General features: G+C 46.0%; 11 protein-coding genes. 9 read left to right on the top strand and 2 right to left on the bottom strand.

Annotation, left to right across the window (positions count from 1 at the left end; all coding sequences use genetic code 11):
- Positions 1 to 6 precede the first annotated feature (6 nt).
- Together ligA and GQ359_RS06585 are read left to right on the top strand one after the other, a co-directional pair.
- Positions 7 to 2,022: an NAD-dependent DNA ligase LigA gene (gene ligA, locus GQ359_RS06590; protein ID WP_215386115.1), complete on the top strand. Its 2,016-nt coding sequence runs from the start codon at positions 7 to 9 to the stop codon at positions 2,020 to 2,022.
- A 275-nt stretch (positions 2,023 to 2,297) separates the two neighbouring features.
- The gene (locus GQ359_RS06585; protein ID WP_215386113.1) at positions 2,298 to 2,879 is read left to right on the top strand and encodes an SHOCT domain-containing protein; all 582 of its coding nucleotides are present in this window, start codon (positions 2,298 to 2,300) and stop codon (positions 2,877 to 2,879) included.
- A 97-nt stretch (positions 2,880 to 2,976) separates the two neighbouring features.
- On the opposite strand, the gene GQ359_RS06580 is transcribed toward GQ359_RS06585, so the two are convergent.
- Together GQ359_RS06580 and map are read right to left on the bottom strand one after the other, a co-directional pair.
- Positions 2,977 to 5,574, bottom strand: coding sequence for a [protein-PII] uridylyltransferase (locus GQ359_RS06580; RefSeq protein ID WP_215386111.1), 2,598 nt, complete (start codon positions 5,572 to 5,574; stop codon positions 2,977 to 2,979).
- 4 nt (positions 5,575 to 5,578) lie between these two features.
- Complete coding sequence (map, locus tag GQ359_RS06575; protein ID WP_215386109.1) at positions 5,579 to 6,415, bottom strand: type I methionyl aminopeptidase; 837 nt, start codon at positions 6,413 to 6,415, stop codon at positions 5,579 to 5,581.
- A 256-nt stretch (positions 6,416 to 6,671) separates the two neighbouring features.
- Here map and rpsB point away from each other — a divergent pair, with 256 nt between their 5' ends.
- The 7 genes from rpsB to ispC all read left to right on the top strand — a co-directional run bounded on the left by rpsB (position 6,672) and on the right by ispC (position 12,609).
- On the top strand, positions 6,672 to 7,421 hold the full coding sequence (rpsB, locus tag GQ359_RS06570; RefSeq protein WP_015421433.1) for a 30S ribosomal protein S2: 750 nt from the start codon (positions 6,672 to 6,674) through the stop codon (positions 7,419 to 7,421).
- Positions 7,421 to 8,299: a translation elongation factor Ts gene (gene tsf / locus GQ359_RS06565; RefSeq protein ID WP_215386107.1), complete on the top strand. Its 879-nt coding sequence runs from the start codon at positions 7,421 to 7,423 to the stop codon at positions 8,297 to 8,299. The genes rpsB and tsf overlap by 1 nt, the downstream gene beginning before the upstream one ends.
- A 189-nt stretch (positions 8,300 to 8,488) precedes the next feature.
- Entirely contained in the window at positions 8,489 to 9,199 is a 711-nt protein-coding gene (gene pyrH, locus GQ359_RS06560) for a UMP kinase (RefSeq protein ID WP_215301291.1), read from the top strand.
- Between the two features lie 11 nt (positions 9,200 to 9,210).
- Complete coding sequence (gene frr / locus GQ359_RS06555; protein ID WP_215301289.1) at positions 9,211 to 9,771, top strand: ribosome recycling factor; 561 nt, start codon at positions 9,211 to 9,213, stop codon at positions 9,769 to 9,771.
- A 30-nt stretch (positions 9,772 to 9,801) separates the two neighbouring features.
- Entirely contained in the window at positions 9,802 to 10,575 is a 774-nt protein-coding gene (uppS, locus tag GQ359_RS06550; protein ID WP_215386106.1) for a polyprenyl diphosphate synthase, read from the top strand.
- A gap of 16 nt (positions 10,576 to 10,591) precedes the next feature.
- The gene (locus GQ359_RS06545; protein ID WP_215386104.1) at positions 10,592 to 11,419 is read left to right on the top strand and encodes a phosphatidate cytidylyltransferase; all 828 of its coding nucleotides are present in this window, start codon (positions 10,592 to 10,594) and stop codon (positions 11,417 to 11,419) included.
- Positions 11,419 to 12,609: a 1-deoxy-D-xylulose-5-phosphate reductoisomerase gene (gene ispC / locus GQ359_RS06540; protein WP_215386102.1), complete on the top strand. Its 1,191-nt coding sequence runs from the start codon at positions 11,419 to 11,421 to the stop codon at positions 12,607 to 12,609. Before GQ359_RS06545 ends, ispC begins: the two co-directional genes overlap by 1 nt.
- Positions 12,610 to 12,612: the final 3 nt, after the last annotated feature.

The following is a 12,612-nucleotide window of genomic DNA, read 5'->3' as shown; positions in this document are numbered from 1 at the left end:
ATTGTTTTGTCGTCTTCTAGTCCGACAAATTTAGCGGATCGCTACGCATTTTTACAGTCTGAGTTAGCACGCTTAGAGCATGCCTACTACGTTCTAGATAATCCAATAGTCCCTGATAGCGAATACGATCGTCTTTATCGAGAGTTGATCGATATTGAGGCTGCTCATCCTGAGTGGATTACTGCTGATTCGCTCTCGCAAAGGGTTGGTGGCACGGCACTTAAAGAATTTGATTCGGTTACGCATACAGTGCCCATGCTGTCTTTAAACAATGCGTTTGAAGATGTTGAGCTCATTGCCTTTGATCGTCGTTGTCGTGAAGGTCTTCATGTTGACCAAGTGTATTATGCGGGCGAACTCAAATTTGATGGCTTAGCAATCTCACTTCGTTACGAGCGTGGCTCACTAGTTAGGGCTGCTACGCGTGGTGATGGTGCTAGCGGTGAAGATGTCACAGCAAACATCAAAACTATTCGTGCAATTCCATTAAAACTGTCTGGTAAAAATATTCCCGCTGTATTAGAGGTGCGCGGTGAAGTCTTTATGTATCTCAAAGACTTCCAGAAAATGAATGCGCAAGCAGCATCTCAAGGTGAAAAAGAGTTTGCCAATCCCCGCAATGCTGCAGCAGGCAGTCTGCGCCAACTTGATTCCAAGATCACCGCCAAAAGACCGCTCTCATTCTTTGCTTATGGACTTGGAGCGCTAGAACCACAATCTTGGCTCCCCAAAACGCATGAAGAATTACTCAATGCTTACGTCAAACTGGGATTACCAGTTTGTTCGGAGCGCCGCGTACTCAAATCTGTAGATGAGATATTGGCTTTCTATGAGGAAGTTGGTGTCAAGCGCGATTCTTTGCCTTACGATATTGATGGTGTGGTCTATAAGGTCAATTCGTTTGCAGAACAGTCCAAGTTGGGCTTTGTTTCTAGAGCCCCACGCTTTGCATTGGCTCATAAGTTTCCAGCACAAGAGGCCTTAACAACCGTACTTGGCATTGATGTGCAAGTAGGGCGTACAGGCGCCATCACACCAGTCGCAAGGCTTGCTCCCGTGGAGGTCGGTGGAGTCACCGTGACGAACGCTACTCTCCATAATGAAGATGAAGTCAAACGTAAAGATGTGCGTATTGGCGATACCGTTTCCGTTAGAAGGGCAGGGGATGTGATTCCTGAAGTGGTTTCAGTGGTTAAAGAACGTAGACCTGCCAATGCAACAGAATTTGTAATGCCAACAAACTGCCCCGTATGTGATTCACATATAGAGCGCTTGGCAGACGAAGCAGTCGCACGTTGCAGTGGCGGACTATTCTGCGGCGCGCAGCGTAAGCAGGCATTAATTCATTTTGCACATAGACGTGCATTGGATATTGAAGGTCTAGGAGAGAAAATTGTTGACCAGTTAGTTGATCACAATCTTGTGAGAACGCCAGCAGATCTCTATCGTCTTGGTTTTACAGCTATTGCCAATCTTGAGCGTATGGGTGAGAAGTCTGCCGACAATCTCATTGCCGCAATCAACCAATCTAGAAACACTACCTTAGCCAGATTTATATTTGCCTTGGGAATTCGCCACGTCGGCGAAACCACTGCTAAAGATTTGGCTAATCACTATCAGTCCATGCATGCCCTGATGGATGCTAAGCTCGAAGACTTACTAACAGTAAAAGATGTTGGCCCTGTAGTGGCCGACTCCATCACCAGCTTTATGGAAGAAGCTCATAACCGAGAAGTCATTGAGCAACTGTTGGCCTCAGGTATGCAACTCTGCGTCGAAGAGAAAGTCATCAGTGCCGCCGTTGCAGGAAAAACCTTTGTACTCACGGGTACTTTTCCAACCATGACAAGGGATGAAGCCAAAGATCTTCTTGAAAAAGCAGGCGCTAAAGTTGCGGGTTCAGTCTCCAAGAAAACAGACTATGTAGTAGCGGGTTCAGACGCGGGAAGCAAACTCACAAAAGCAGAAGAGCTGGGCATTCCCGTTATTGATGAGACCGCAATGCTCAGCTTATTAAGTTAAGTTCTCCACTCCTGGATAGGAAGATGAGGAATCTGTTTAATTGCAAAGCAATTCAAACTAATTTATAGCAATTTTTATTCTGAATCTTGGGTCTACCACAACAATACTAATTCTCTATAGACGTAAACAAAGGCGGGTGGTGAATTTGTATGATAAATTCCAAATAATTATGAAATTTTCCAAGAGTTAAAAATCCATTAAATGTTGCGAAATAGTTTTGGCAATGTTAAGTGCAACAAATATCACGAAAGCAGGGAGTGATTAAAAAGATTACAGTGAGCATAGTAGCCATTTCACTAATTTCTGTGGGTTGCACCACCACCGTTCCCATTACTGTTCCTGTTGCTCAAGCTGGAGATAGTACTTTGAGTTGTGATGCTATTGCGAATGAAATGCAGCAAATGATTACTGCACAACTGCAGGCGAACGGGGATAAAAATCGGCAGACCGGTACCAACGCTGCACTGGGGGTAGCTGGAATTTTTACTCTTGGGATTCCCTGGTTTTTTATGAACATAGGTGATACGCCAACCATAGAAGAGCGTGCGGCTAAAGCGAGATATGATCGTTTACAGCAAATGGGCGTAGATCGTAATTGCCCTCCCGCTCCTTATCAACCAAATACCCCCAATGAAACTGGTGAGCAACCTACTCCTGTCCCAACTCAAGCCCCAGCCCCAGCCCCTCAAGTTAGTCCTGTTAAATCTAGCAACACTACAGGCGTTTCTTCCGATGCAAGCGCAAAGAATTCCAATGCGTTAAAAACATTAGAAGAGTTAAATTTAATGCTACAAAAAGGCTTAATTACGAATCAAGAATATGCCAAGAAGAAGGCAGAAATTTTAAAAAATATGTAATAGAACCCCTTTTCTTCTTGTGACTGGGATTCAATATTCTCTTTGAGATTTCTTGCATTAAAACTGCTTGTAAGTCAGTACGGCTAGGTAAAGCTAATTAAGCTCCTAATGCCTCTAGCAAGTCTGTCTCTAGCAGGATTTGTAGTTTTGGATTCTTGCTCAAGTTAGCTGCATCCAATAGGAATACGTCTTCTACGCGCTCGCCCAAGGTATTGATACGCGCAGTGTGCAATGAGACTTGGTGCTTAGCCAAGACTCTAGAGATTGCGTAAAGTAGTCCGGTGCGATCACTTGCTGAAAGGGAGAGTGCATAGTACTGACCGCGTTCATCCGGAATCATGTGCACACGTGGTTGGATTGGGAAGGTGCGAGACTGTCTTGAGAGTCTTCCCATGCTGGGAGATGGCAAAGGATCATTGTTTTGCAATGCAGCTGTTAGCTCATATTCAACTAACTGAATGAGGTCGCGGTAACTGCCGCCTTCATCAACTAAATTACTACCAGAGATCTGGAAAGTATCCAGTGCATACCCATGCTTCGTTGTATGAATGCGGGCATCCCAAATCGAGAAGCCGTGGCGCTCAAAGTAGGCGCAAATTCTGGCAAAGAGATCTTCCTGGTCTTTTACATAGACGGCAATTTGCAAGCCTTCGCCAACCGGAGAGAGGCGGGCCCGTACTACAGGAATTTCACTATCCACCTTGTTGTAGAGATGGCGTGTAAGCCAAGCAATATCCGCCGCATCTTGACGCAAGAAGAAGGCAACATCTAACCGCTTCCATAAATTCTCATAAGCAGAATCTTCAATTGCATAGAGACGTAGCTTGGCGCGAGATCCTTCTTGATGCTGTGCAAGCTCGGAAGAAGCATCTGGTTTTGCACCACCCAATACACGTAAGGTGACGCGATAGAGATCCTCTAATAGTTTGCCCTTCCAGGCATTCCAGACTTTAGGGCTAGTTCCGCGGACATCAGCAACAGTTAATAGATATAGTGCTGTGAGATGGCGCTCATCACCTACCTTTTTAGCAAACGCCTGCACTACTTCTGGATCTGTGATGTCTTGCTTCTGAGCTACTTGACTCATATTCAAGTGCTCTGCAACTAACCAAACCAATAACTCGGTATCCGCTTTATCGAGGCCATGATCTTTTGCAAACCTACGCATATCTGCTTTGCCAAGTTCAGAGTGATCACCACCGCGTCCTTTAGCAATGTCATGAAAGAGGGCGGCAATCACCAATAGCCAAGGTTTTTCAAAGTGGGCAATCAGGCTACTGCAGAAGGGAAATTCATGCGTATGCTCGACCACCATAAAGCGACGCACATTACGCAGAACCATCAAGATGTGTTGGTCAACCGTATAGACATGAAATAAATCATGCTGCATTTGACCAACAATTTTTCTGAAGGCGGGTAGATAGCGACCAAGTACGCTGGTGCGGTTCATGAGTTGGAATGCTCGACTCACTCCTTCTGGCTCTTTAAGAATCTCAATAAAGAGTGCACGATTGACTGGATCTTTGCGCCATTTACTATCCATCTTCTGACGCGCGTTATATAGCGCTCTAAAGATCGTTGCAGATAAGCTCTTGACGTTAGCTGTCTGTGCAAACACCAAGAAGGTACGTAGAATTTGTTCTGGGTGTTTCTGAAACAACTGGGGGTCGGTGATATCTAAGACACCTTGACGCTCAATAAAGCACTCATTGCCTTCACCGGCAATCGCATGGGTTGTTTTGGACTCTTGGGGAAAGAGTAGTGCTTCAATGTTCTGCAGCAGTACGTCATTCAATTGATTCACTGCTTTAGCTGCCCAATAGTAGCGGCGCATGATGGCCTCACTAGCTAGCCTAGAGGACTCTTCTGTGATACCCATGGCTGCAGCAAGTGGCGCTTGTAAGTCAAAGGCCAATACATCTTGCCTACGTTTAGCTAGTAGGTGAAGATTGGCACGCAGAGTTTCTAAAAAACGCTGGTTGCGATTGAGTTCAGTTAACTCACGTTGAGTAACTAGACCAGCAAGGCTAAGATCTTTAAATGTATTGCCTAGGTGCGCTGCTTTACTGACCCAGGAGATGACCTGTAAGTCACGCAAGCCACCAGGACTCTCTTTGCAATTGGGTTCTAAAGAGTAGGGTGTATCTTGGTATTTGTAGTGACGCTGAATTTGCTCTGCTAGCTTAGCCTGAAAGAATGACTTTGGATCCATGGCTGCTTCAAAGGCTTTTACAAAATCTTTAAATAGCTGTCTATTGCCACACAGAAATCGTGCTTCTAAGAGTGATGTGCGTACAGTGACATCTTGCTCGGATTCAGACATGCATTCCGCAGTGTTCCGCACTGAAGAGCCTATCTCTAATCCCATATCCCAGCAGCTGGCTATAAACTGTTCAACCTGTTTTGATAAAGCGAGTGCCTTTTTTTCTTCGGCTGGGAGCAGAATGAGAATATCAATATCAGAATGGGGGAATAAAGCATTTCTTCCATAACCGCCAACGGCAATTAGGCTAGCTTCATTGTTTAAGCCGCAGCTACTCCAGAGATGGGTGAGTACTTGATCGCTCATCTTGGTAAGTTGTTTGGTTAACCTACCAACTACCTGTGTTTTTCTGAAGTCGTCGTAAGCAACTTCGCGAGCTGCACGCAGGCTAGCTGCATCGGTAATATTGCTGGCTGCCCTGGGTTTGTTCATGAATTTATGCGCTTGCTAGACTTGGCCTAAAGGATAGTCCTTTAACGCAATCAGGAGCTGGATTGCTACCCTCTGACCAAGTAAGCACTTCAACACCAGTAGCTGTTACCAAAAGCGTGTGTTCCCATTGTGCAGACAGGCTGCGATCTTTAGTCTTCACCGTCCATTGATCTGGCATGGTGCGAATATCACGTTTGCCAGCATTGATCATGGGTTCAATAGTGAAGGTCATTCCTTCTTTTAACTTTTCACCAGTGCCAGGGCGGCCATAGTGAAGAATCTGTGGATCCTGATGAAACACTTTGCCAATGCCATGACCACAATATTCACGGACAACGGAGTAGCCAGCATTTTCAGCATGCTGTTGAATGACGTGACCAATGTCTCCCAGCGAAGCACCAGGCTTGACTTGTGCAATGCCAAGCCACATACATTCAAATGTAATTTGAGTAAGACGTTTGGCTAATACGGAAACCTCGCCAACCATAAACATACGGCTGGTATCGCCATAGTAGCCATCCGGAGTAATGACAGTGATATCGAGATTCACGACGTCACCAATCTTTAAAATCTTTTCGCCGGGGATGCCATGGCAAATGACATCATTTACCGAAGTGCAGATAGATGCCGGGAAGGGTGGGTAGCCTGGCGGTTGGTAGTTCAATGGGGCGGGAATGGTCTTTTGGACATCGCGCATGTACTCGTGGCAGATGCGATCCAATTCGGCGGTACTCACACCCGCTTTGACGTGCGGAGCAACATGATCAAGAACTTCACTGGCTAGGCGGCCAGCCTCGCGCATCCCTTGGATGTCTTTTTCGGCAGTAAATACACTATTCATGCCTTGATTATCAACGACTTGGCAGTTTTTGGTAGATGCGTAGTGCTCAAAAATTGGGCAAATAGTCGATTTGAAGCTATTTCCACGGGGATTGAGATTCCTGGGGCAGGATGGCAGGGGTCTAGGTTGTTGATATTTAAGCTATAATTTCGCTCTCAGGTCAATTTTGATCTGAAATCGCGGGTTGAGCCTTCCAGGGTGGCGTTTTTTAGCGCAGCTAGGACTCAATCTTAGAAACTAACCCTTAGGAGAAGTTATGTCAGTAACTATGCGTCAAATGCTGGAAGCCGGTTGCCATTTTGGTCACCAAACCCGTTTCTGGTCCCCAAGAATGGCCCCTTATATTTTCGGCCATCGCAACAAAATTCACATCATCAACTTAGAAAAAACATTGCCAATGTTTCAGGACGCCCTGAAATTTGCAAAACAAGTTGCTGCTAATCGTGGAACCATCTTATTCGTTGGTACTAAGCGTCAGTCACGCGAGATCATTGCTGAAGAAGCTGCTCGTGCTGGTATGCCTTACATCGACAGCCGTTGGTTGGGCGGTACGCTCACTAACTTCAAAACTGTTAAAGGGTCCCTCAAGCGTTTGAAGGATATGGCAGTTGCTAAAGAGGCTGGCGATTGGGAAAAGCTTTCTAAGAAAGAAGCTTTGACTAATGATCGCGATCTCGACAAGTTGCAAAAAGCGCTTGGCGGTATCCAAGATTTGAATGGCGTTCCTGATGCAATTTTCGTAGTGGACGTTGGTTATCACAAGATTGCTATTACTGAAGCTAACAAGCTTGGTATTCCTGTTATCGCCGTGGTTGATACCAACCATTCGCCAGAAGGTGTTGATTACATCATCCCTGGTAACGATGACTCCAGCAAAGCTGTTCTTCTCTACGCTCGTGGCATTGCCGATGCAATCCTCGAAGGTAAATCAAACTCTGTTCAAGAAATCTTGACTGCCGTTAAAGAAGGCGAAGAAGAGTTTGTTGAAGAAGGGAAAGCTGAATAATGGCCGCTATTACCGCTGCAATGGTTGGCGAGTTACGCGCCAAGACTGATGCTCCGATGATGGAGTGCAAAAAAGCATTGACTGAAGCTGATGGCGATATGGCTCGTGCAGAAGAAATTCTGCGTGTAAAGCTCGGTAGCAAGGCTGGCAAAGCTGCTTCACGCGTTACTGCTGAAGGTATTGTTGCTTCAGCCATTAATGGCACTACAGGTTCTTTACTTGAAGTGAACTGTGAGACTGACTTCGTTTCAAAGAATGATGATTTCTTGGCATTTACACAAGCCTGCGCAAATCTGATTTCTGAAAAGAATCCAGCTGACGTTGCTGCATTACTTGCATTGCCAATGAATGGTCAAACTGTTGATGAAGTTCGTAGCGCCTTGATCGGTAAGATCGGCGAGAACATCATGCCACGTCGCTTCAAGCGTTTTGCTGGTAGCAACAAGTTGGTTTCTTACCTTCACGGTACTCGTATTGGTGTGATGGTTGAGTTCGAAGGTGACGAGACTGCAGCTAAAGACGTGGCAATGCATATTGCTGCAATGAAGCCAGTGGCTTTGTCGATGGCTGATGTTCCTGCTGAAGCGATTGCTGTGGAGCGTAGTGTTGCCGTTCAAAAGGCTGCTGAATCTGGCAAACCACCAGAAATCGTTGAGAAGATGGTTGAAGGTTCTATTCAGAAGTACCTCAAAGAGGTTTCTTTGTTGAACCAAACTTTCGTTAAAAACGACAAGCAAACTGTTGAGCAAATGCTCAAGGCCGCCAACACCACAATCAAGGGTTTCACCATGTTTGTTGTGGGCGAGGGCATTGAGAAGCGTCAAGACGACTTTGCAGCAGAAGTTGCTGCTCAGGTTGCCGCTGCTAAAGGCGCTTAATTAGCTCCAAAACTGCTGGGCTTGCCCAGTAAGGCTGTCATACCCAAAAGGGCATGGAAATCTCGGTTTCTATGCCCTTTTGTTTGATCTGTGCCAAGCCCTTTATAATTTGGGCAAGATATAAAAAAGTACTTAAAGATCAATAAGCTAAGCAAGTAAATTGCTTAGCAAATTACGGAAAATAAAACGATGCCAGCCTACAAACGTGTTCTCTTAAAACTCTCTGGTGAAGCCCTCATGGGGGATGATGCTTTTGGCATCAATCCAGTCACCATTGATTCCATGGTGAAAGAAATTGCCGATGTAGTAAACAGCGGTGTTCAGCTGGCCATTGTTATTGGTGGTGGAAACATCTTCCGCGGTGTAGCAGGTGGTGCAGCCGGCATGGATCGTGCAACAGCTGACTACATGGGAATGCTTGCCACCATGATGAACTCCCTTGCACTTCAGGATGCTTTGCGCCAAAAAGGTGTTGAAGCGCGCGTGCAATCTGCTCTCAGAATGGATCAAGTGGTTGAGCCATATATTCGTCCTCGTGCAATTCGCGCATTGACTGAGGGTAAGGTTGTGATCTTTGCTGCGGGTACTGGCAACCCATTCTTTACTACCGATACAGCAGCTGCTTTGCGTGGTGCTGAGATGGGTGCGGAGATCGTTCTGAAAGCTACCAAGGTTGATGGCATTTACAGTGCAGATCCAATGAAGGATCCAACTGCTACTCTGTACAAGACAATTACCTTTGATGAGGCCATCATCAAAAACTTGCAAGTAATGGATGCAACTGCTTTTGCATTGTGTCGTGATCGTAAATTACCAATCAAAGTATTTTCAATACTCAAGCCAGGCGCATTGATGCGCGTGGTTCAGGGTGAATCTGAGGGTACTTTAGTACACGTTTAATAGGAGGCTTGATGTCCGCAGCAGAAATTAAAACCACTACCGATCAAAAGATGCAGAAGTCTCTCGAGGCTTTGAAATCCAATTTAGCCAAGATTCGTTCTGGCCGTGCTAACCCAGGAATTTTGGAGCATATTCAAGTGGATTACTACGGTAATCCAACGCCGCTAAGCCAAGTAGCTAGCTTAGGTTTGGCTGATGCTAGAACGATTAATGTACAGCCATTTGAAAAGACCATGGTTGGTGCAATTGAGAAAGCAATTCGCGATTCTGATTTAGGTCTTAATCCAGCCTCCCAAGGTACTGTGATTCGCGTACCAATGCCTGCTTTGACAGAAGAGCGCCGTCGTGACTTAACTAAGGTGGTCAAGAATGAAGGTGAAGACGCCAAAATCGCCGTACGCAATTTACGCCGTGATGCGAATGAGCACCTGAAGCGCTTAACTAAAGATAAAGAAATTTCAGAGGATGATGAGCGTCGTGCAACTGATGATATTCAGAAGATGACCGATCGCACGGTTGTTGAGATTGATAAGTTGGTTTCTGAAAAAGAAAAAGAGATCATGACGGTTTAATCGTCAGATCATTTTTTTATTCTTCGGTTTATGACCCAGCACACTAGCTCTACCTTAGTTGTTCCAGAGGTGAGCGCTATTCCTCGCCATGTTGCCATCATCATGGATGGCAATGGTCGCTGGGCCAGCAAGCGTTTTATGCCGCGAGTAGCGGGGCACTCTGAGGGATTAGGCGCAGTGCGGAAGATTGTTCAAGAGTGCCGCCGTCTCGGTGTTGAATACCTCACTGTATTTGCATTTAGCTCTGAAAATTGGCGTCGCCCACCGGAAGAAGTGGGCTTTCTAATGAAGTTGTTTCTCAAGTCATTAAAAAGCGAAGTCTCTCGTCTCGCTGAAAACGATATCTCTTTACGCCTTATTGGTGATCTCAGCCGATTTGATTCTGCGATCCAGGAGATGGTGCAATTCTCTGAAGAAAAAACTGCTGGCTGCAAAAGTCTCACTTTTACGATTGCGGCTAACTACGGTGGTCGTTGGGATATTTTGCAGGCGATGCGCCAATGTTTGGCTGCTAATCCTGGTTTGAAGCCGGAGCAAGTATCAGAGGAGTTATTGCAAGCCCATCTATCCATGGCTTATGCTCCAGAACCAGATTTGTTCATTCGCACTGGTGGGGAGCAAAGAGTAAGCAACTTCTTATTGTGGCAACTCGCGTATACCGAGTTGTATTTCACGGATATCCTTTGGCCTGATTTTGATGAGGCTGAATTACATAAAGCGTTTGACTGGTTTAGTCAGCGCGAGCGTCGTTTTGGACGTACGAGTGCTCAGCTAGCTTCCGAGCCTTTGAGCGACGCAGTCTAAGTATTCTTATTCCCTTATGTTAAAAACCCGAATCATTACTGCCACTATCTTGATGGCAGTGCTATTGCCCATCTTATTTTTATTACCACCAATCTATTTGGGCGGATTTTTCCTCGTCGCATTAGTTGTAGCTGCTTGGGAATGGAGTCGCATGATTGCCCCTGAGGCAAAAAAGGCGGCATGGCTCTATGCTGCTTTTTGTTTGGCCATCATTTTGTTTTTGCTGGCTACTCAGGCGATCTCATGGCAGTTCTCTCTGCTCATGATGGCAGTCCTGTTTTGGTTCTTTCTGGCGCCATTTATTTTGGCAAAGGGGATGAACCTCTCGCTTCAAAAATTCAAACCTTTCTACAGCATTCTGGGTTTGATCATTCTCCCAGCCACTTGGTTCGCTTTAGTCTTCTTACGTGAGCTGGGCTTAGTCTTTTTATTGAGTAGTATGGCTTTAGTTTGGGTTGCCGATATCGGCGCTTACTTTGTTGGCAAGGCTTTTGGTAAGCATAAGTTAGCCGTGAATATTAGTCCGGGGAAGTCAATTGAGGGTGCGCTAGGCGGTCTCGTGCTTTGCTATCTCTACGCATTCTTATGTGTCATGTATTTACCTCTAGCTGATACCTTATTTGGTGCCTGGGCTATTCGATTTGGATGGGTGCCGATGCTCTTGATGGTTACCGTATTAGCTGCGTTCAGCGTCTTTGGTGATTTGTTTGAGTCTCAGTTGAAGCGCTTAGCTGGTGTTAAAGACAGCAGTCATTTGCTGCCTGGCCATGGTGGCGTACTAGATCGGGTTGATGCTCTCATCCCGACAATGCCGATTGCTGCATTACTAGCTGGATTGATTTGATGTCTCTTAAGCAAGTTGCCATCCTCGGATCTACGGGATCGATTGGTGTTAATACTTTAGATGTGATTCGTGCGCATCCAGATCGCTTCAAGGTGGTCGCTTTGACTGCTGCAAAACAGATTGAACGTCTATCTGAGCAATGTATTGAGTTCAAGCCAACTATTGCAGTAGTGGCTGACGCTGAGGGCGCTGCTAAGCTGGCTCAACTCCTGCAAGCAAAAAAGATCGCGACTCAAGTTCTTTATGGGCCTGAGGCATTAGTAAGTGCCATCACCGAATCAGGGTGCGATACCGTTATGGCAGCGATTGTGGGTGCAGCTGGCCTAGTCCCTGCCCTAGCTGCAGCTCAAGCAGGTAAGCGGGTATTGTTGGCCAATAAAGAAGCGCTCGTGATGTCAGGTAATTTATTTATGCAGGCTATGCAAGCTGGCGGCGGTGAATTACTTCCCATCGACAGTGAACATAATGCGATTTTTCAATGTCTGCCAGATCGCTTTACAAAAAATCCATCTGCGCATTTAGGTGTTGAAGAGCTTTGGTTAACTGCCTCTGGCGGACCATTCAGAGACAGACAGCTTGCGGATTTATCGGACATTACCCCCGAGCAAGCTTGCGCCCATCCAAACTGGGTGATGGGTAGAAAAATTTCAGTTGATTCAGCAACGATGATGAATAAAGGCTTGGAAGTTATCGAAGCTTTTTGGTTGTTTGGTTTGCCGCTAGAAAAGATTAAGGTGTTGATTCATCCGCAGAGCGTAGTGCACTCGATGGTGCGTTATCGTGATGGCTCTGTGCTGGCGCAAATGGGTCAGCCTGATATGCGCACTCCAATTGCTTATGGCCTTGCCTGGCCTGAACGCATCGAGGCTGGTGTTGCTCCTTTAAATCTGACTCAGTTGAGTGGTCTCAGTTTCACCGAACCAAATTTTGCTCAATTCCCCTGTCTTAACTTGGCCTTTGCTGCGGCAAAAGCAGGGGGCACTACTCCTGCTGTATTGAATGCTGCGAACGAAGTTGCTGTGGCCGCTTTCTTGGATGATGGCTTGCCATACTTAAGCATTCCTAATGTAGTGGAGCACTGCTTAAATGCCTTGCCTTCAGTTGCTGCGAGCTCCCTGGAAGCGATTCTTGAGGTTGATGCTTTGGCTCGTCGTACTGCGAATGATTTCATTCGCGATCTCAAAAGATAGATC

This window comes from Polynucleobacter sp. AM-7D1, assembly GCF_018688455.1.
Lineage (GTDB): Bacteria > Pseudomonadota > Gammaproteobacteria > Burkholderiales > Burkholderiaceae > Polynucleobacter.
Note: the sequence above shows the minus strand (reverse complement) of the source record. Positions and strands in the feature narration are given on the sequence as shown.

Excerpts from the sequence above, each read along its gene's own strand:
- tsf (WP_215386107.1), top strand. The coding sequence starts at position 7,421 with ATGGCCGCTATTACCGCTGCAATGGTTGGCGAGTTACGCGCCAAGACT.
- pyrH (WP_215301291.1), top strand. The coding sequence starts at position 8,489 with ATGCCAGCCTACAAACGTGTTCTCTTAAAACTCTCTGGTGAAGCCCTC.
- frr (WP_215301289.1), top strand. The coding sequence starts at position 9,211 with ATGTCCGCAGCAGAAATTAAAACCACTACCGATCAAAAGATGCAGAAG.
- GQ359_RS06580 (WP_215386111.1), bottom strand. The coding sequence starts at position 5,574 with ATGAACAAACCCAGGGCAGCCAGCAATATTACCGATGCAGCTAGCCTG.
- GQ359_RS06545 (WP_215386104.1), top strand. The coding sequence starts at position 10,592 with ATGTTAAAAACCCGAATCATTACTGCCACTATCTTGATGGCAGTGCTA.
- rpsB (WP_015421433.1), top strand. The coding sequence starts at position 6,672 with ATGTCAGTAACTATGCGTCAAATGCTGGAAGCCGGTTGCCATTTTGGT.
- uppS (WP_215386106.1), top strand. The coding sequence starts at position 9,802 with ATGACCCAGCACACTAGCTCTACCTTAGTTGTTCCAGAGGTGAGCGCT.
- ispC (WP_215386102.1), top strand. The coding sequence starts at position 11,419 with ATGTCTCTTAAGCAAGTTGCCATCCTCGGATCTACGGGATCGATTGGT.
- map (WP_215386109.1), bottom strand. The coding sequence starts at position 6,415 with ATGAATAGTGTATTTACTGCCGAAAAAGACATCCAAGGGATGCGCGAG.